Origin of the sequence: Enterobacter nematophilus (assembly GCF_026344075.1) — a bacterium.
Taxonomy (GTDB): Bacteria; Pseudomonadota; Gammaproteobacteria; order Enterobacterales; family Enterobacteriaceae; genus Enterobacter; species Enterobacter nematophilus.
Genome location: NZ_JAPKNE010000002.1, coordinates 300,907 through 319,954, shown reverse-complemented (window position 1 = coordinate 319,954; position 19,048 = coordinate 300,907). Strand labels below are relative to the sequence as shown.

General features: G+C 49.1%; 16 protein-coding genes. All 16 read right to left on the bottom strand.

Features of this window, described 5'->3' with window-relative positions; genetic code table 11:
- Window position 1: 1 nt before the first annotated feature.
- Window positions 2-976 carry a glycosyltransferase family 2 protein gene (locus OSH03_RS08155; protein WP_061097691.1) on the bottom strand — a complete coding sequence of 325 codons (975 nt, stop codon included), beginning with the start codon at window positions 974-976 and terminating at the stop codon, window positions 2-4.
- The gene (gene wzx / locus OSH03_RS08150; protein WP_253542715.1) at window positions 963-2,222 is read right to left on the bottom strand and encodes an O45 family O-antigen flippase; all 1,260 of its coding nucleotides are present in this window, start codon (window positions 2,220-2,222) and stop codon (window positions 963-965) included. Before wzx ends, OSH03_RS08155 begins: the two co-directional genes overlap by 14 nt.
- A complete protein-coding gene (locus tag OSH03_RS08145) occupies window positions 2,215-3,033 on the bottom strand; it encodes an NAD-dependent epimerase/dehydratase family protein (RefSeq protein ID WP_253542718.1) in 819 nt (272 codons plus the stop codon). Before OSH03_RS08145 ends, wzx begins: the two co-directional genes overlap by 8 nt.
- Window positions 3,030-3,569 carry a dTDP-4-dehydrorhamnose 3,5-epimerase gene (gene rfbC, locus OSH03_RS08140; RefSeq protein WP_061097688.1) on the bottom strand — a complete coding sequence of 180 codons (540 nt, stop codon included), beginning with the start codon at window positions 3,567-3,569 and terminating at the stop codon, window positions 3,030-3,032. The genes OSH03_RS08145 and rfbC overlap by 4 nt, the downstream gene beginning before the upstream one ends.
- 54 nt (window positions 3,570-3,623) lie before the next feature.
- A complete protein-coding gene (locus OSH03_RS08135) occupies window positions 3,624-5,525 on the bottom strand; it encodes a nucleoside-diphosphate sugar epimerase/dehydratase (RefSeq protein WP_061097687.1) in 1,902 nt (633 codons plus the stop codon).
- Window positions 5,526-5,563: 38 nt separating this feature from the next.
- Window positions 5,564-6,124 (bottom strand): PglD-related sugar-binding protein, encoded by a 561-nt coding sequence (locus tag OSH03_RS08130; RefSeq protein ID WP_061097686.1) that lies wholly within the window; start codon window positions 6,122-6,124, stop codon window positions 5,564-5,566.
- The gene (locus OSH03_RS08125) at window positions 6,125-7,159 is read right to left on the bottom strand and encodes an MraY family glycosyltransferase (protein WP_266178783.1); all 1,035 of its coding nucleotides are present in this window, start codon (window positions 7,157-7,159) and stop codon (window positions 6,125-6,127) included.
- Window positions 7,159-8,103 (bottom strand): NAD-dependent epimerase/dehydratase family protein, encoded by a 945-nt coding sequence (locus tag OSH03_RS08120; RefSeq protein ID WP_266178782.1) that lies wholly within the window; start codon window positions 8,101-8,103, stop codon window positions 7,159-7,161. The genes OSH03_RS08125 and OSH03_RS08120 overlap by 1 nt, the downstream gene beginning before the upstream one ends.
- 54 nt (window positions 8,104-8,157) lie before the next feature.
- Window positions 8,158-9,240: a dTDP-glucose 4,6-dehydratase gene (gene rfbB / locus OSH03_RS08115; RefSeq protein WP_266178781.1), complete on the bottom strand. Its 1,083-nt coding sequence runs from the start codon at window positions 9,238-9,240 to the stop codon at window positions 8,158-8,160.
- A 354-nt stretch (window positions 9,241-9,594) separates the two neighbouring features.
- Window positions 9,595-10,491: a GalU regulator GalF gene (galF, locus tag OSH03_RS08110; RefSeq protein WP_061097682.1), complete on the bottom strand. Its 897-nt coding sequence runs from the start codon at window positions 10,489-10,491 to the stop codon at window positions 9,595-9,597.
- Between the two features lie 176 nt (window positions 10,492-10,667).
- Window positions 10,668-12,059: a colanic acid biosynthesis protein WcaM gene (gene wcaM, locus OSH03_RS08105; RefSeq protein ID WP_266178780.1), complete on the bottom strand. Its 1,392-nt coding sequence runs from the start codon at window positions 12,057-12,059 to the stop codon at window positions 10,668-10,670.
- Window positions 12,060-12,071: 12 nt separating this feature from the next.
- Window positions 12,072-13,292: a colanic acid biosynthesis glycosyltransferase WcaL gene (gene wcaL / locus OSH03_RS08100; protein ID WP_061097680.1), complete on the bottom strand. Its 1,221-nt coding sequence runs from the start codon at window positions 13,290-13,292 to the stop codon at window positions 12,072-12,074.
- Window positions 13,289-14,569, bottom strand: a complete 1,281-nt coding sequence (gene wcaK, locus OSH03_RS08095) for a colanic acid biosynthesis pyruvyl transferase WcaK (protein WP_266178779.1) — start codon at window positions 14,567-14,569, stop codon at window positions 13,289-13,291. The genes wcaL and wcaK overlap by 4 nt, the downstream gene beginning before the upstream one ends.
- A gap of 17 nt (window positions 14,570-14,586) precedes the next feature.
- Window positions 14,587-16,065, bottom strand: coding sequence for a colanic acid undecaprenyl disphosphate flippase WzxC (gene wzxC / locus OSH03_RS08090; protein ID WP_266178778.1), 1,479 nt, complete (start codon window positions 16,063-16,065; stop codon window positions 14,587-14,589).
- Between the two features lies 1 nt (window position 16,066).
- A complete protein-coding gene (gene wcaJ, locus OSH03_RS08085; RefSeq protein ID WP_266178777.1) occupies window positions 16,067-17,461 on the bottom strand; it encodes an undecaprenyl-phosphate glucose phosphotransferase in 1,395 nt (464 codons plus the stop codon).
- Window positions 17,462-17,589: 128 nt separating this feature from the next.
- Entirely contained in the window at window positions 17,590-18,960 is a 1,371-nt protein-coding gene (cpsG, locus tag OSH03_RS08080; protein WP_266178776.1) for a colanic acid biosynthesis phosphomannomutase CpsG, read from the bottom strand.
- Window positions 18,961-19,048 lie beyond the last annotated feature (88 nt).

The following is a 19,048-nucleotide window of genomic DNA, read 5'->3' as shown; positions in this document are numbered from 1 at the left end:
CCTACATCCTCAGCTGTCGAAGTCTTCCACCTTCAATATATGAAAGTGCCAATACGACCTTATACACAAAATCGGGTATTTTAATCGTTTTTGAATCTAATTTATCACACAACCAGAGCAGTATTTTTCGTGTCGTTGTTAGTGGGAGAATATGTATAGTCTTTATGAGTAGTTTACTAAGTAGTTTTGTATCTTCCAACATCACTTCGTAAGATGAAAAGAGACTGTCCTTCACGCATTCCGGATGTTTTTCTTTCAAAACAGGGAAAGATTTTGATGCATACACAACCATTCTTTCCGAAGCTCTGCGCAAAGTTGGGGTATCACTATCTTCTGCTCTTGCATCGGGTAAAAAATAAAAGTCATACTTTGCTTTTGAAACTCGGATGCCAAGTTCCTCATCTTCGCAGCCATAATGATAGAAGGTCTCATCAAAACCGCCAATTGTATCAATTATATCTCGCGTCAGGATAATGCCGTCACTTGCGAAGAAACGAGTGCTTATAATTCCTTCAGGCATGTTACGCGCCCCCAGATAACGACTGTCAAAATAGCGGAGATAATTGCTAGTGTTGAGTCTGGCGGGATCGATTCTTATGTTAATTCTGGCTGCTGTATAGCTCTTGCCATGGAAAAAGGAAACGATCATTTTTAATGCGTTAGGTTCAAGCAGGTTGTCAATATCAATAAACATTATCAACGAATTTGTCGCGAGAGAAATACCCACGTTACGGGAAATTGCCCTGCCAGAATTTTTTTGGTTCCTGTGGAATAAAAAATTTATCTTATCTTTAAACGCTTCCGCATACGAGCCTGCGATTTCTGCAAGTGAAATCGGACTACAATCGTCAATAAGAATTAATTCGACAAGGTTGTTTGGATAATCAATATTCAGTATAGCATCCATGAAGCGCTTAACTTTCGATGGTTCACAGTAAGCAGGGACCACTATTGAAATCTTATCATTGTACTGCACTAATGCACCTCGTAGAATAAATTATATTAAAGGCGTAGACTACTGCTAAACCGATGACGATGTTACCCACCCCCATATAATGGAAAATGGCAGGAACAATAGCCACTACCAGGCAGAAGGCTATCAACCACTTAATAGCTAATTTTTTTAACTGCTTCATTCTAATTAGAACCATACTGAGCAACTGATCTATAGCTAAAATTGGTGTTAACCAGACAAATGTTTTTAAAAAACTATATGCGTAAACGAGTTTTGCACCATAAAGGACGTGAATAATCATGTCTGCAAGAACTGTTGTAAAAAGTGCGCCAGCACAGGTTACTGCAAGCGTAGCGAAAATACAGAACGGCAATTTTCTTTTTATTGTTGTAATATCAATAAATTTAAATATAAAAATTGGTGCGATTGCCTGAACAAACAGAATACATATTGCATACCAGTTATCGACTAACTGAAGTGCTGCTGCATAGTTCGAATACGTTTCTCCAGAAATTTTCCCTTCGAGATATACTCGATCAAATTTCATGGTAACCTGCTGCATAATCAAACAAAACCATACGGCGACACCAATCTTAAAATACGAGAAAATCTCAGAATCAACCTTCACGAATTTAAATCCTGTAGCTTTTCTGAAAGTATAAAAGATAAAGCCACAAGGTAAAAGGGATTCAATAACCCATGCCACCCAAAGATAATTTATTGGTAATTGATTCCTTACACCAATATAAATGACAATGAGTTTAATTATTGCAGCGAACATCAACACGAGGCAAGGTAATTTTAGACGAGCCTGGCTTTGGTACCATGTTAAACCTACAATAAAAGTTTCTCGTAATGCAACAGATATGGCCAAACCAATAATGAACTGTCTGGACAGTCCACTGGCTGCAAAGATTCCCCATGCCACCATGCACAATGCAACGAAAACTCCTGCCGCTAGACGCAATAAAATCACGTTGCTCATAGTGGAGTTTATTTTTGATGGTGCATCCAGCAATTTAGGAATAACCACCTCAGCCCCACAGATCCATGTACCTGTCATGAATATAGCCAGAATAACGAGAGAATATTGCCAGCTACTGAAATCACCAAAATTATAATGATTTATCAATAATCTGTTAATAATAATAATGATAACGAGTTGAGTGATTCTCTCGAGGCTAAGATAAAAAAAGTTCACAAAGACTTTTCTTTTATCTTCATCCGCCACAATTTTTCTAATCGCTGACAAGAAAAAATTAGACATCTGTCATATTCTTTTTAAAGTTATCAATCATTATTTCTATATCAGACAATACATTTTTATAGACATAGCCGAACTCATTTATAGTTCTGGTATTATCCGTAGGAGGGAAATACTCACCTTTGAAACCGTCATGCCATTCAATCGTACAGCCAGTTTTATTCGCAATTAAATCTGCAATATCAGATGCTGTGGTATTTACACCAGAAGCAATGTTGTAGATGTCATGTTCATTCTTACGGCTGATGAGGTAAATCATTTCTGCAACATCCGTAACTGAGACATAATCTTTTGCATATGCAGGCGCAACATACATATCAATATGTTTGTTTGATATTGCATTTCTAATTATGCTTGGCAGAAATAGCTTACTTTTTAATGCCAAACCGTAAACGTTACTAGGTCTGACAATAATCGTATCTCGGTTGCTTTTAAGGCATAACTCTTCACTTACCAGTTTAGTAAGATTAAAAAGTCTTCGGTTATCGCTACTGCATACCGTAAGATTATCATTTTCCGACGCGCTATCTTGTTCCATATATACGCGCGTTGATGAAATATAGATTAATTTCGAGAATTGAGCGCGTTCCAAAATTGTTGCCAGCAACTCGGTGTTTGATTTATATACATCAAACGGTGTGTTTGCACAATCACCATTGCCAGCAGCATAGATGACAATGCCCAGATCTCTATCAAAAAGAGTCTTATCATCGCGCGGCGGGACTTCAACTTTTTCGCCCATAGCCAGAAGGTTTTCCACGATTTCACTACCAATGAAACCACGTCCACCGATCACTGTATAATGTGCTTTCATAACGTTTTCTTGTACTCAGCGAGTGTAATTAATTTGATGTCTTTTTCAGAGAGGAGTGGTGATGTTATCGGCCAGTCAATCGCAATATCCGGATCATTCCAGATAATCCCACCTTCATCCTTTGGATCGTAAAAATCAGTACACTTATAGTGGAAATCAGCATAATCGCTTAATACGCAAAATCCATGGGCAAACCCAGGGGGAACATACAATTGGTTATTCTTCTCGCCTGAAAGAAGTACACCAACATATTGGCCAAACGTATCAGAATCTTGGCGAAGATCCACTGCAACATCATAAACCTCACCGCTGATTACGCTAACTAATTTACCCTGAGGCTTCGTTTTCTGGAAATGCAGTCCACGTAGAACATTTTGACTCGAACGTGAGCGATTATCCTGTACAAAAATACCTTTAATTCCTGCATCTTCATATTTTTCTTTATGCCAGGCTTCAAGAAAAAAACCTCGAGAATCACCAAAAACCTTAGGCTCAATGATTACACAATCTTTTAAAGGGGTTTGAATTACGTTCATTATAAATCCTTCGGTGGGAAAGAATCTCTTTCCCATCTACTTTGTAAGTTAATTTCAGATTTTGGTACTGACTTGATTGTTTTCTTTCCAGAGTAAGTCACAGATGTCATCAGTAGGATTAAATGCAGTAGGTGCATTTAGCAATATTTTGCGCACCTGCTCATAATCAAAGGTGCGACACGAGATATCCAACTCTGCAAGAATATTTTTCATTTCACTCCAGGGAAGCATAACTTCATTAGCCGTTTTAATTCGTGGATGCTGTGTTATAGAGACGTTATCGCCTATTAATAGCTCTTCATAAAGCTTCTCACCAGGCCGCAGCCCCGTCGTTTTGATAGCAATATCACCATAAGGATTTTTATCATCGCGGACGGAAAGTCCCTGCAAGGCAATCATGCGGTGAGCGAGATCAATAATTTTAACCGGGTCGCCCATATCCAGCACAAAAACATCTCCCCCACTACCCATTGCTCCAGCCTGGATCACAAGCTGAGCTGCTTCAGGAATGGTCATGAAATAACGGGTGATATCAGGGTGCGTTAATGTCACCGGACCACCAGCAGCGATTTGTTTTTCAAATAGGGGTACAACCGAACCAGACGAACCTAACACATTCCCGAACCGGACCATGCTGAAGCAGGTTTTACTCGATTCTGATGCCAGGGCCTGCAGAATCAGCTCCGCCATACGCTTTGTCGCACCCATGGTGTTTGTTGGCCGCACAGCTTTATCTGTAGAGATAAGAACAAAACTTTCGACGCCACAATTTTCGGCAGCTTGAGCACAGCACAAAGTTCCAAAGATATTGTTACGGACACCGTCAATAACATTGAATTCAACTAGCGGAACATGCTTATAGGCTGCCGCATGGTATATAGTCTCAACGTTAAATGCCTTGATTAGCCTTTCGAGATGTTCCATATCCTGAACGTTACCTAAAATTGGGTAAATCTTAGTATTCAGGGATTGCGTCAGAATTAAATTTCTAAGTTCAGAATCAATAGAATAAAGCGAGTATTCTGATAACTCGAAAAGAATTAGTTGTGAAGGTTTATTTTTGATAATTTGTCGGCATAGTTCAGAGCCAATAGAGCCTCCTGCGCCAGTGACCATGACCGTTTTATCAAGAATATTTTTTGAGACTAATTCAGGGATCGGTGAAACAGGGTCGCGACCTAGCAGATCGGTAATCACTACTTTACGTAAAGCATCGATTCTCGCTTTTCCTTCAACCAGGTCAACCATTCCCGGAATCGAAAGCACCTCGCAAGGGAGTCCCTCGAGGGTAGAAATCACCTCATTTTTTCTCGCACGGCTTGCACTTGGCATCGCCAGCAGAATTTTCTTAGCCTCATATTTCTCGATTAGCCATGCCAATTTCTCTGGCGAAAACACACTTACACCATGGATAACCTGCCCCTGTAATGAGCGATTGTCGTCAACAAACGCAACGGGATAGTATTCATCCATCTGACTCAACGCGGGAAGTAATTGTCGTCCCGAAGCTCCGGCTCCATATATGATGACGCGGGTTCCCAATTTTAAGCCACGATTAACTAGCATTCTCATTCCAAGGCGCGAGCCCGCCACAAGCAATACCCCGAACGAGAAATAGATAAAGGGGATGGTTCTTGGAAGATAGAGGTTTGTGTAAAAAGCTGCGATAATCAGGAGCAACGACGAAATTAGCATTCCAAGAGAAACAACAAGCAGTATTTTCGCAGTAATATAACGTATTACAGCTCTATAAAGCCCTAGTTTTACAAAGATGGCAAGAGTGATTACTATTATCGATGTGAGCAGTAACCAGTGGGATACACTAGTTAACGGTGTCATAGAATCAATACGAACCCAAAATGCAAACCAAAATGCACACGTTAACAAAACAACATCAATGGAGAGTGTAATAATCCGTTTTATTGGTCTTGGCAAAGAAATTAAATAAGTTAGCATACTAAAAACTAGTCGCCTCGTTAAAGCTTGCTATTAATTTATAAAATAGTACCGGGAAGGCATATGGCATGCTCATCCACTGTTGCACTATATCCACCCACTGTTCCCGCTTGCAGAAAAGCCGATTTCCCAATATTCGCACCACCAGCAAGATGCACGCCAACACCTAAGTGGGCAAAATCACCAAGCGTCGAATCATGATCCACCGTCGAATGACTATTAACTATCGTACCTACTCCTAAGGTTGAGTTTGCGCCAATAACTGCACCGGCTAAAACTACGCTCCCGCTCCCCAAGGTAGCGGACGGACTCACAAATGCAAAGGGGTGTACCAGCGTTGTAGGAGTGATATTTAAACTTTGAAGCTGATGGTGGAATACTTCTCTTAGCTTATTATTGCCAATGCCTATAACAATATGTTTGGCAGTGTTCGCAAAGAGATTAAGATCTGATGTTTTCCCAATAACATGCATCTCTGAAGTATTTAAGCGCGATTCATTATCATCGAGGAATACAATATTTTCATACCCTAAAAGGGTAGCAGTTTCGTACAGCGTGCGTCCATGCCCTCCAGCTCCTATAATGACCAGATCATTCATTTATGCGTTCTCTTTGTCTTTGACTCCAGCACCACATTTGAAAGCGATAAATATCAATGGTAGCCACGCGATAATAATGCCAACAATTCCATCTACTTTTGCAGAAATAATTAAGTATGCAATTGGGAACAACCACACAATATTTATTGCAATCGCCACCAATGTTACCGGAACATGGCTCATATATTTACGGGCAAGAATTTGATAGCAATGGCTTGCATGTGCTTCATAAACCTTTTTACCTGCAAGTAATCTTCGAAGCAAGGTTGTGGTAGCATCAACAATAAAAATACCAAGCAGGCAAAGTTCTGCGAACAAGACATGTGAGTCTAGCTTTGCAAAATAAAGAATCATCAGGCCAATGGTAATACCTAAAAAACCACTTCCAGCATCACCCATGAAAATTTTTGCCACAGGGAAGTTCCACACAATGAATCCGGAGGCGGCCCCAGCGAGAGCCAGAGCAATCATCGTCATCGCATCAGTGGAGCCACTATTTTGGCTAAGCGTTATTATCGCGACACTGCTAAGAGTAAAGGTAATGGCTTGAGAACTTGCAAGACCATTTATGCCATCCATAAAGTTATATAGATTCAACATCCACACTAGATAGACGCTTCCTATGATTATTCCAAACCATGACAAAGATACGACATAGCCAAATATATCAATATCCGGAAACGTTCCTAAGAAATAGAGACCTATTGCTGCTGCTAAGAAATGCATCAGCAAACGCCAGCGCGCAGCAATGTGTCCATGATCATCGAGAAAACCGATAACCGCAATCAATAAGCCGGGCACGAAGAAGCCTAAAAATGTCTCATGAGAGATATGTTTTGTCAGTACCAACCATAGTAATGCAGCTAATAATGTTAATACTATAGCCACCCCTCCACCACGCGGCGTTGGCACACTGTGCGAGCTTCTTTGGTTTGGCTGATCGATCACATTGTTCTTGATGGCGTACAACCTTAAACCCCAGGTCATCGCGCATGAGATAAAGAATGCAAAAATGACAATCCCCAGATACAACATTATTTTTTACCTTCAATAAAATTCTTCGCTGTTTTTACCATCGTTTCCTGCAATGTAACGGGTGGAGTCCATTCAAGCTGTTCTCTTGATTTCGTTGAGTCGACTTCCAAATCGCCATACAGTTGGTCATATATACTTTTCTTCCTCATTGCTGAAAGAAAAATTTTAAGTAATGCCTGAGGGAAATAAACGATACGCGCTGTCATGCCCATCCCGGCAGAAAATGCCGTAATCATTTCTTCAGTTGATGGATGCTCCTGGTCAGCCAAAAGATAAAGTTCATTTTTTGACTTTTCATTTGTTGTGCATTCGCTTATAAAGCTCACAACATTGTCCAGTGAAACAAGGGCGCGCTTATTTTTTACTGACTTAAAAGGCAGAGGCAGGTTTTTAGACACTAACTTTAATAAGCGTTGAATATTACCCGGAGCATTTGGGCCACAGATTAAAGCCGGACGAACGATTGTTATTGCCATATTACTAACAGAAAATGCCTTGAGAAGGCTTTCCTCGGCTTCCAGCTTGGAAATTGCATAATCTGACGTTGGTCTGGCAGGTGTCGATTCACTGAACGGTATTCCCGATGTGGAATTACCATTTACTCCAATTGAACTTACGAAGATGAAATGTTTTACGCCACAGTTCGCAGCGTCATTAGCTAATTTCATTGTCGCATCATGGTTAACACGACGAAATTCTGTCAGCGCATCTTCGGCATCATCTTTAAGGATATGTGCTCTTCCTGCGGTATGAATGACAGTATCACAACCTTGTAAAAGCGTAGTCCAATTCGTTTGAGCCGAAATATCGCCAAGATTATACATTCCCTGTTCGATATTTTCCTCTCGACGCGTAGTGAAAATTACCTGATGACCTGCCGTTCTTAACGATTTGACTAAAGCAGTACCGAGAAAACCAGTCCCCCCTGTCACTAAAACTTTCATTGTCATCCCCTATCAGCTAATTAACTATAAACAAATATCATAAGCGGATAGCACTTAACGATTTTGATAATTTTGTGCAATCCAGGATTTATAATTACCGCTTTTAACGTTTTCTACCCATGTCGTGTTTGCCAAATACCATTCAACGGTTTTACGTATCCCGCTTTCAAAGGTCTCCTGCGGCGTCCATCCCAACTCAGCACCAATTTTATGCGCATCAATCGCATAGCGACGGTCATGACCCGGACGGTCAGCCACATACGTAATCTGATCGCGATACGACCCCTCTTTTGGCACAATCTCATCCAGCAGGTCACAAATCGTATGCACCACATCCAGGTTCTGCTTCTCGTTGTGTCCGCCAATATTGTACGTTTCACCCGGTTTCCCTTGAGTGACGACGGTATAGAGTGCACGCGCATGATCTTCTACATACAGCCAGTCACGAATCTGGTCGCCCTTCCCGTAAATAGGCAGTGCTTTACCGTCCAGCGCATTCAGGATAACCAGCGGGATCAGTTTTTCCGGGAAATGGTACGGACCATAGTTATTTGAACAGTTGGTGACGATGGTCGGGAAACCGTAGGTACGCAGCCAGGCACGAACGAGGTGATCGCTGGAGGCTTTTGACGCTGAATACGGACTGCTTGGCGCATACGCGGTAGTTTCTGTAAAGAGTGGCAGCTCAGTTGATGCAGGATGCTCATCAGGATGCGGCAAATCTCCATACACTTCGTCGGTTGAGATGTGATGGAAACGAAACGCTTTCTTCGCCTGCTCATCCAGCGTGGACCAGTACGCACGGGCGGCTTCAAGCAGCACATAAGTGCCGACGATGTTGGTTTCGATAAACGCTGCCGGGCCCGTAATAGAACGGTCAACGTGGCTTTCAGCGGCCAGGTGCATTACAGCATCAGGTTTATGCTTTGCGAAGATACGATCCATGGCATCTTTGTCACAAATATCCGCATGCTCAAAGGCATATCGGTTGCTATCACTAACTTCAGTTAGCGACTCCAGATTTCCGGCATAAGTCAGCTTATCCACATTGACGACGTCGTCCTGGGTATTTTTAATAATATGTCGTACAACCGCTGAGCCGATAAAACCAGCCCCGCCCGTTACAAGAATTTTCACGTTATCTGTTCCGTCTAGTGTATATGTCTGGATACTGGCGTTCTGAAACATGAGCATTTATTAACGGTTTCAGAAATTGAGCACGCTACCGCCCCTGGCTTAACAGCTACCAGTGCACTGAGCGATGTTTGATTAAATGATTTTACTTGTCTGGTTACAGACAAAAACTGGCGTTAATTGTCGTCCTAAATGACCTCAGAAACAAGCACAAATCGCTACAAAGCTGCTGAGATTTGAATCAGATAACTCTATGTAATCATTAAAATTAATAACAAAAAACGGCAGTCATCATTTTGGTTATGTTTCAATACACCAAAATGACGACTGCCGTTTGTTCAGGGCGTGGCAGGAATATCAGTCTTCAGCCAACAGCTTCTCAATCCTGTTTCTGAACTTCGCCCCTTCCTTCAGGTTGCGCAGCCCATAGTTCACAAACGCCTGCATGTATCCCAGCTTCTTACCGCAGTCGTAGCTGTCACCGGTCATCAGCATCGCGTCAACAGACTGTTTTTTCGCCAGCGCGGCTATTGCATCGGTCAACTGGATACGGTCCCAGGCGCCCGGCTCAGTTTTTTCCAGCTCCGCCCAGATATCCGCATTCAGAACATAACGGCCAACCGCCATCAGATCCGAATCCAGCGTCTGCGGCTGATCCGGTTTTTCGATGAATTCAACGATGCGGCTCACCTGCCCTTCCGTCTCCAGCGGTTCTTTCGTCTGGATAACGGAGTATTCGGAGAGGTCTCCCTTCATGCGTTTCGCCAGCACCTGGCTACGGCCCGTTTCATTGAAACGTGCCACCATTGCCGCCAGATTGTAACGCAGCGGATCGGCTGAAGCGTTATCGATGATGATGTCCGGAAGAACAACGATGAATGGGTTATCACCCACTACCGGACGGGCACACAAAATCGAGTGCCCAAGACCCAGCGGCTGCGCCTGACGCACGTTCATAATGGTCACGCCCGGCGGACAGATAGACTGCACTTCTGCCAGCAGCTGGCGTTTGACGCGCTGCTCAAGCAGCGCTTCGAGTTCGTAAGAGGTGTCGAAGTGGTTCTCAACCGCATTCTTTGACGAATGGGTAACCAGGACGATTTCTTTGATCCCTGCAGCAACAATCTCGTCGACGATGTATTGAATCATCGGTTTGTCGACGATCGGCAGCATCTCTTTAGGAATGGCTTTTGTGGCGGGCAGCATATGCATGCCCAGGCCTGCTACCGGAATGACTGCTTTCAAATTAATCATTATTTCTTCCACCTTAAAATGGTTGACGAATTATAGCTCTTAAACCTGTTTTCGCCAGCATGATTTGCCGTAATCCTCAGGTAATGTTACGCCTTAGCCCCACAAATTTCTGTAGTTGTAATCTGAATAGATCACACTTCTTTGCCAGGAATAGTCTCAAAAAAGAAAATTGTCGATTATCTGTGCGGAAGCGCAAAATTCAGCCTTTCCACATTCACGACCTGCTGATCCACCCGGTCAATATCCACCGAGCTCTGCCCCTTCTCATTCACCGCTTTGATGTTCGCCAGCGACAGCAAGGTTTCATCTTTGGCCATAAATTTACCCCGCACATCTTTACGCAGGTCGAAGTTGATCTTCAGCGCGGGGCCAATGGCAGCCTCCTGCATCACGTTGATATTACGTAAGAAAAGATGCTGCGGCTTGTTGTGCAGCTCAAGCGTCGCCCGCTTCATCTCCACGTTAGTGATTGCTACAAAGGAGGTCGCATTACCGGATGAAATTTGTATTCCGCGCAGCTTATACGCAAGCTGACGATTATCGAGATGAATATTGTTGAGCTTGAAGTTCTGCGGGATGGACAAATAATCGCCTTTTATCACCCCATAGCCGATTAACATTCCGGCACTGTTAACCATGTCGACATTATCAATAATGAAATTATCACAGCCATAAATTGCCACCGTGGCGTTATCTATACCCGCCTTTTTACTGAAATCGGGGGTAATATTTTTTGCTTTAATATTGCGGATAACAAAGTGTTTTCCGTTCTCAACGTGCACCAGCTGGCGACAGTTGCTGCCGGTGATATTTGCCACCACGAAGTTCTTAACGGTTTGTTTTTCCGGGTAGTCGTTATCGTAGGTGCTGCCGGCGAGGCCGATGCCGATGCCCCAGTTGATCTTGCCGTTGGTGCAGTTGATGTTATCGATCGCATGATCGGAGATCAGGATATTGCGGTCATTGATGGCCACATTCCACTCGATCGCATCGCCCTGCAGATGGCTGAATTTACTGTTGGTGATGCGGGCACCATCGACCTGATTGTGAAAGCCCTGGCGCAGGATGGCGTAGTTTGCCTGGGTCACGCTGATATTATCAATCACCAGGTTGCGCATCACGCGAGGTTTCTTGCCGCCAATGTAGATCTGCGTTACCGGACCAAACCCGCTCATTGCCAGCCCTTTGATCGCACAGTCAGAGCCGCGGACGTCGAGCGTAATGTTCTCCGTGCGCCCGCCGCCTTCACCGATCACTTTGCAGCCTTCCTGCAGCACAAAGCGACCGCGCCCGTTGCCGGTTAACGCCCCGCGGATCAGCAGCGTTTTACCGTCGGGAATGAAAATGCCCGTATTGATGTTTTCACAGGTAAGCCCGGCCGGGACAACGACGGTGTCACCGTCCTTAAACGCCTGCTTAAAGGCGGCGATCCAGTCGTTGTTATTATACTGATTAATGGAGACCGTCTTTCCGCTTGCCGCCCGCGCGATGCGGGACGACAGCAGCGGCGTGGCCGCCAGAACGGACAGAGAATAGACAAAGGTGCGTCGGGTAATCTTTTTCAGCATACAACCTCGGCGTTACAGCGTTTGCAGCAGGCTCGCTAACTGGCGATTGATCACCTGCTGGTTAAAATCGGTTTCAACTTTTTGTCGGGCATTGTGGAGCACGGGCTCCAGCGCCTGCTGGTCGATGTCGCTGAAGGCAGCTAATCGATCCGCAAGCGCCATCGCGTTATTCTCCGGCACCAGCCAGCCGGAATGGTCAGATTTGATCAGCTCCGGGATCCCGCTGTGCAGGGTGGATACCACCGGGATCCCCACGGCCATCGCCTCCATCAGCGCCACCGGAATGCCTTCCATATCGCCATCGGCGCCCGTTACCGAAGGCAGCAGGAACACGTCTGCTTCATCGAGCATGGCCTTGACCTCATGGCTCGGCTTGAAGCCCGGCATCTCCACGACATCGTCCAGCTGATACTGTTCGATCAGCGTGCGCAGACGACGCTCCCACGGCCCAATGCCGAGAATGCGATAGTGGAACGCCACCCCGCGCGCCTTCAGCTGTCGGCAGGCTTCAATCGCCACGTGCAGACCTTTCTTCTCGGTCAGACGGGCCACGGAGATGATCTGCAGCGGTTTTCCCGGCACCTTAACCGGGCGGCGGGTAAAGCGCGTTAAATCCACGCCCATCCGCGACACGGCAATTTTTTCTCCCGGGCAGCCCATGCTTTTCAGGCGTCCGGCCCACAGGTCGCTGATGGGCAGCATCATGTCGCCGCGGCGGAAAAGCTGCTGATACTCCGGCGTGTAGTGGTTCAGCACCTCGCGGCTGGAAATGTCGATACCGTGGAAGATGGTCGCAATTTTGCCGTCAATTACGCCCAGCTCACGCAGTTTCGCGGCGGTGACGCCCGCCGGGCCAAAGTGGGCGATAAACACGTCGGCGCGATACGGCTGCGCCGTTTGCCCGCAGATGGCCGACAGAATTAAATTGCGAGATTCCGATCCATAGCGGGAAACGTTCAGCGCGCGCCACGTGGACGCGCGGTGGATCCCGCGTAACGTCTGGCTGGCCCGATAGCGCAGCTTGCTCAACTTCCCGGCCGGTTCGTCCTGCAGCCAGCGGGTCTTCGCCTCCAGCCCATACTGGGTATACGCCGCATGGGTATTTTTGGTGTCGCCCTTCTGCAGGGCGACGATCTCCACGTCATATCCCATATCGATAAACGCGGTGATTTGGTTCAGTACAAAGGTCTCAGACGACAGCGGAAATTTCAGTAAGAAGAAACCAACCTTCATTTCCCCTCCCGCACGCGGTCAAGTACCGATTTCACCATACCAATGCCCTTCTCGCGCTCGGCTTTCACCGCCACCGCCAGACGTTCATTGATCGCAGGGAGTTGACCCAGGGTGTCCCCCACCATTGCACCGAACGATCCGTCCAGCAGATGACGAATATCCACGGCCATCTCCGGCATGCCCAGCTGCTGCATAATCCCGGCGGACTTGTGCTCATAGTTAATGGCGATGGCTGGCGTACCGAAGTTCATGGAGATAATCGCCGAATGCAGACGGGTGCCGACGGTCAGGTCGCAGGCTGCTAGCAGCTTGCCCATCTCCAGGTCGTTCAGCTCGTCCATCACCACGTGGTAGCGGGACGGATCGTTCACCAGGTTGCGCAGGTTCAGCGCCACCATGCGGTCATCTTTGTTGTAGCTGTCGATGCCGGTACAGGTTGAGAGCGCCAGCACCTGGTAACCGCTGTCCAGCACGCGGTTCACCACGTCGGCGAACGCTTTCTCATAGGCTGCCTGGGTGGTGCCAAGACGCTTATCGAACGGGGCGAGTTCACGCAGGGTAATCGCGACGGTTTTCTGTTTCGCCGTCACGTCGAGCCAGTGCTGCACCGCGTAGCTCGGCTGGAAGTTATCGTCCTGGTGATCCACCAGCCAGGCGGTATCCACGCCGTGTTCAACTTTAGAGGTGTCAATTTCGCTGCGCTTCATCATGTCGAGGCTGACCGATTCGCGCAGGATCAGCGCGTCGCAGTGGCCAAACACGTAATTTGCCAGCTGGTTAAACTGCGGATCCTGGAAGGGCCCGACGCTGTGGCCGATCATAAACAGCGGCTTTTTCGCCATGAACGTGCACAGCGCATGCTCAAACTGCGGCACGCCGTAGAGATCGACGAAGAACGAGCCGCCAACCTGAATAATGGCGTCATAGCCGGACAGCAGACGTACGAAATCGGTAAAGCCCTGCGCGATCGCGATGTTGCGCAGCTTACCGGTATCGGTCACGCGGGAAAGCAGCACCTGATGCTGGTAGCGACGGCGCAGCACTTTCTTCACGCGCCCCATCACGCCCGCGGCGTTGTTGTGCTGTTTCATCTGGCTGTAGAGCGGGTCCCCCATCACCGGGCGGTTCAGTAACCAGGATGAGCTGACCGGATAACGGCTCATCACGTCCACTTCAGTCTCAGGCTTAAGGGTGTTAATTGCATCCAGTAAACCGCGCAGGATGGCGCTGTCGCCACGGTTGCCGCAGGTATGGTTGCCAAGAATTAATAATTTCATAATGGCCTCTTAAAGAACTAGCCTGCGCGAAGCAGCATTTTCATTTTTTCGTTACGGCAAAACTGGCGCTTCATCTCTACCACCAGCGCGTTGCGCGACAGCACAATCATCACGCCAAACGCCAGCGCCCCCGCGGCAACCTGCACCGCCAGCAGCGCGGCCAGCGGCAGATGCCCGCGGAGGATAATGCCCAGGCCGTAGCTCACCGCCAGGGTTGGCAATGAGAGATAGAACGGCAGCCACAGGCTCAGGATGTACTGACGGTAGCTGGAGCCCAGCACCGGCTTGATCATGATGAAGTAGCTCAGAACGGTATTGACTACCTGCACCAGCAGGAAGCCCAGCGTGACGCCAATGGCGCCCGCCATATGCCCGCCGACGATAATCGCCGGAATAAACAGGAAGGTTTTGAACACGTTGAACTTAAAGCTGATATCCACGCGCGCCTTCGCCATCAGCAGAGAACCAATCGGATTCCCCACGGAGCGCAGCAGCCCCACCACGCACAGCAGCTGCAGGATCGGGATGATGCCGTTCCACTTCTCGCCAAACACCAGAGGCACGAAGTTGCTGGACACCACCATCAGCCCCAGCAGCACCGGGAAGTTAATAATCCCCACCACGGAAAGCAGCTTGTAGAAATTGACGCGCAGCTTCTCGGTGTCGTCCTGAATCTTGGCGAACGCCGGGAACAGCACGCGGGTGATAATTGGGTTGAGCTTCATAGGAGGAACAACCGCAACGTTATAGGCCAGGTTGTAGCCGCCCGCCACGCTCGCGCCCAGGATGCGCGCCAGCACCAGCGTCGAGAGGTTGGTGTTCACGTAGTTAATGATGCTGTCCGCCGTCAGCCACGCGCCAAAGCGCAGGTTGGACGAAACAGACGCGAGAGAGAAATGCAGCCCCGGACGGTAAATCTTGCGGCCAAAGTAGCCGAACAGCAGCGTACGCACGGCAGAGTTAACCAGGTAGCCGAGGATGGCGGTCATCGCCAGCGGCCAGAAATGGGCGCTCACCACGGTGAAGGTAAAGCCCGCCAGCACCGCGCTGGTCTCGATCATGCCGATCTTGTTGAACTCCAGCTCTTTCTGCATCAGCGCGCGGAACTGCTGGCCGTGAGGGATCACCACAAAGGCAAACGACAGCGTGCGCATCAGCGGGGCGAGATCCGGGTTGTGCAGCACGCTGGCGATGATGTCGCTCAGCAGGAAGACCAGCACAAACACGAAAATGCCCAGCCCGACGTTCAGCCAGTAGAGCGTGGTCAGCTCGAGATGGCTAATCTCTTTGCGCTGGATAATGGAGTTGGCGATACCAAAGTCAGACAGCGTATCGGCCAGCGCGATAATCACCAGCGAGACGGTCAGCAGGCCGAACTGGTGATTATCAATAATGCGCGCCAGCACCGTCATCTGCACCAGGCCGAGGCCAATGATGACGATGGTGGCCATGGCCGACCACTTGGCGCCGCTGATGGTTTTTTCACGTAAGCTCATCTTAGTACGCCGCTTTGTTCACGAAGCCTTTGAAGATGGTCAGAAAAACAATCTTGATATCGAACCAGAGGCTCCACTCGCGGATGTACTCCAGATCGAACTCGATGCGTTTTTCCATTTTTTCCAGCGTGTCGGTCTCGCCGCGCCAGCCGTTGATTTGCGCCCAGCCGGTAATGCCCGGTTTTACCTTGTGGCGCAGCATGTAGCCTTCAATCAGCGAGCGATACTGCTCGTTATGCGCCACGGCGTGCGGACGCGGGCCAACAATCGACATGCCGCCGGTAAAGACGTTGATGAACTGCGGCAGCTCGTCAAGCGAAGTGCGGCGCAGGAAGTTGCCCACGCGGGTGACGCGCGGATCGTTCTGCGTCGCCTGGGTCACCACCTTGTCGTTCTCCATCACCTTCATGGAGCGGAATTTCCACACCATGATCGGCTTACCGTCCATGCCGTAGCGGGTCTGACGGAAGATGACCGGGCCGGGAGAGCTCAGCTTCACCGCCAGGGCAATGCAGCACAGCACCGGGGAAATAAGCAGTAAAATCAGCGAAGAGAGCACGATATCTTCCACGCGCTTGAGCACGCGGTTAATACCCGACAGCGGCGTGTCGTACAGCGGTACCACCGGCACGCCGTTCACCTCTTCAATGCGGGAGTGCAGAATATTGAAGGTAAAGACGTCAGGGATGAGGATCACCGAGCAGGTGGTGTCCGCCAGCTCGCGCATCAGCTGCTTAATGCGGGATTCGTCCTTCATCTGCATGGCGATGTAGACGTTATGAATTTTGCCGGCCTTCGCGTCTTCAACAAGCTGCGCGTAATTGCCTGCCCAGTCCGACGGCACGCCGCCCGGCTTCGCGTCGTGGTAAATCCCTACCACTTCAAACCCTAACCACGGCTCTTTGCGGAAGCTGTCGAGCAGCACTCTTCCGACCGGTAAATCACCCGCTACGGCGACGAAACGACGGTTATAGCCGCGGTTACGCAGCCAGCCCGCGCCAAAGCGGATCAGGGAACGGCACACTACCATGCCGACGCTGGTTAACAGGTACCAGCAGAGATAGGTCACGAAGCGGTTGTCAAAATCATGGCTGAACGCCACCAGACCCGCGCTGAAGATCAGGCTCAGGGTCCAGTTCTGCAGCAGCAGCATCAGTTCGGTGGTCATTTTCACGCCGCGCCACGAGCGGTAGAAATCGGTCATCCCGCCGATCATCTGAAACACGACCAGCGCAATCAGGGCCATCAGCAGATGCATATATAAGAACGGCAGGCCGCTAATCCGACACACCGCCCACAATCCACCGACCATGATGGTGATATCAGAAAAACGCTGCACCATAGAGATTAACGATGCATTCGTTCTCGCTCGTTCGCGTTTTTTTAGATTCGTCATCGTTGTTCCTTTATTCAACCAAAACCTTACCCTCACCCTAACCCTCTCCCCAAAGGGGAGAGGGAACTCGAACACCCTCTCCCCTTTGGGGAGAGGGCCGGGTGAGGGGCAGTTTTCAGGTTTTCGTATTACTGATTCAACAGCGCCAGAATGTCCTTCGTTCGGGCTTCCATCAGCGCCGTGTCAGCGCGGGATTCCACGTTCAGGCGCACCACCGGCTCGGTATTGGACGAGCGCAGGTTAAAGCGCCACTGCGGGAACGCCATGCTGATGCCGTCCGTACGGTCAATTTCCAGCGCGTGAATGGCAAAGTGCTGCTCCACGCGGGCAATGGCCTCGGCAGGCTGCGCCAGCTTGCTGTTGATCTCCCCGCTCGCCGGGAACGCCGCCATGCGGTCGCGCACCAGCTCGCCCAGGGTTTTCCCCTTCAGGCACAGGAGTTCGGTCACCAGCAGCCACGGGATCATCCCGCTGTCGCAGTAGGCAAAGTCGCGGAAGTAGTGGTGGGCGCTCATCTCGCCGCCGTAGATGGCGTCTTCTTCGCGCATGCGTTCTTTAATGAAGGCGTGGCCGGTTTTGGACATCACCGGCGTGCCGCCCGCGGCGGATACCACGTCGACGGTGTTCCAGGAGAGGCGCGGATCGTGAATGATCTTCGCCCCCGGGTTTTTCTCGAGGAACGCTTCCGCCAGCAGGCCGACGATGTAGTAGCCCTCGATGAACTGCCCTTTCTCGTCGAACAGGAAGCAGCGGTCGAAGTCACCGTCAAAGGCGATGCCCATGTCCGCGCCGTGCTCAATCACCGCGTTGCGGGTGTCGTCGCGGCACTCCGGCAGCAGCGGGTTAGGAATACCGTTCGGGAAGTTGCCGTCAGGCGTGTTGTGTACCTTGACGAAGGTCACCGGCACGTTCAGCGCCTTAAAGCGCGCTTCCAGCGCATCCACCACCGGGCCGGCCGCGCCGTTACCGGAGTTGATAACCAGCTTCAGCGGCTTGAGGTTCGCCACGTTGATGTAGCCCAGCAGGTGGTCGATGTACTCTTTCTGCAGGTTAATCTGCTTATAGCTGCCGCGCTTCGCGTCGTTCACCGGCGGGAAATCGTTGGCTTCCGCCAGACGCTGCACGTCGCGCAGGCCGGTGTCGCCGCTGATGGGACGCGCGCCCTTGCGCACCAGCTTCATGCCGTTGTAGTCCATCGGGTTGTGGCTGGCGGTCACTTCGATACCGCCGTCCACGCCGAAGTGGAAGGTGGCAAAGTAAATCTCTTCGGTCCCGGACAGGCCGATATCCAGCACGTCCACGCCCGCGTCCTGCAGCCCTTTCGCCAGGGCCAGCTTCAGGGATTCGCTGGTCAAACGCACGTCGCCGCCCAGCACGATGGTCTTAGGTTTTAAATATTCGCCGTACGCGCGGCCAATGCGCCACGCGATGTCTTCATTCAGCTCTTCGCCCAGCTTGCCGCGAATATCGTAGGCTTTAAAACAGGTTAATTTTTCCATGATGACCTCTTTTTCAGGCAACAGTTGGCCCTGACCACTTAATGGCCAAATTTATTTTTGTCATTCGTAGGCCCGGCAGGCGCAGCGC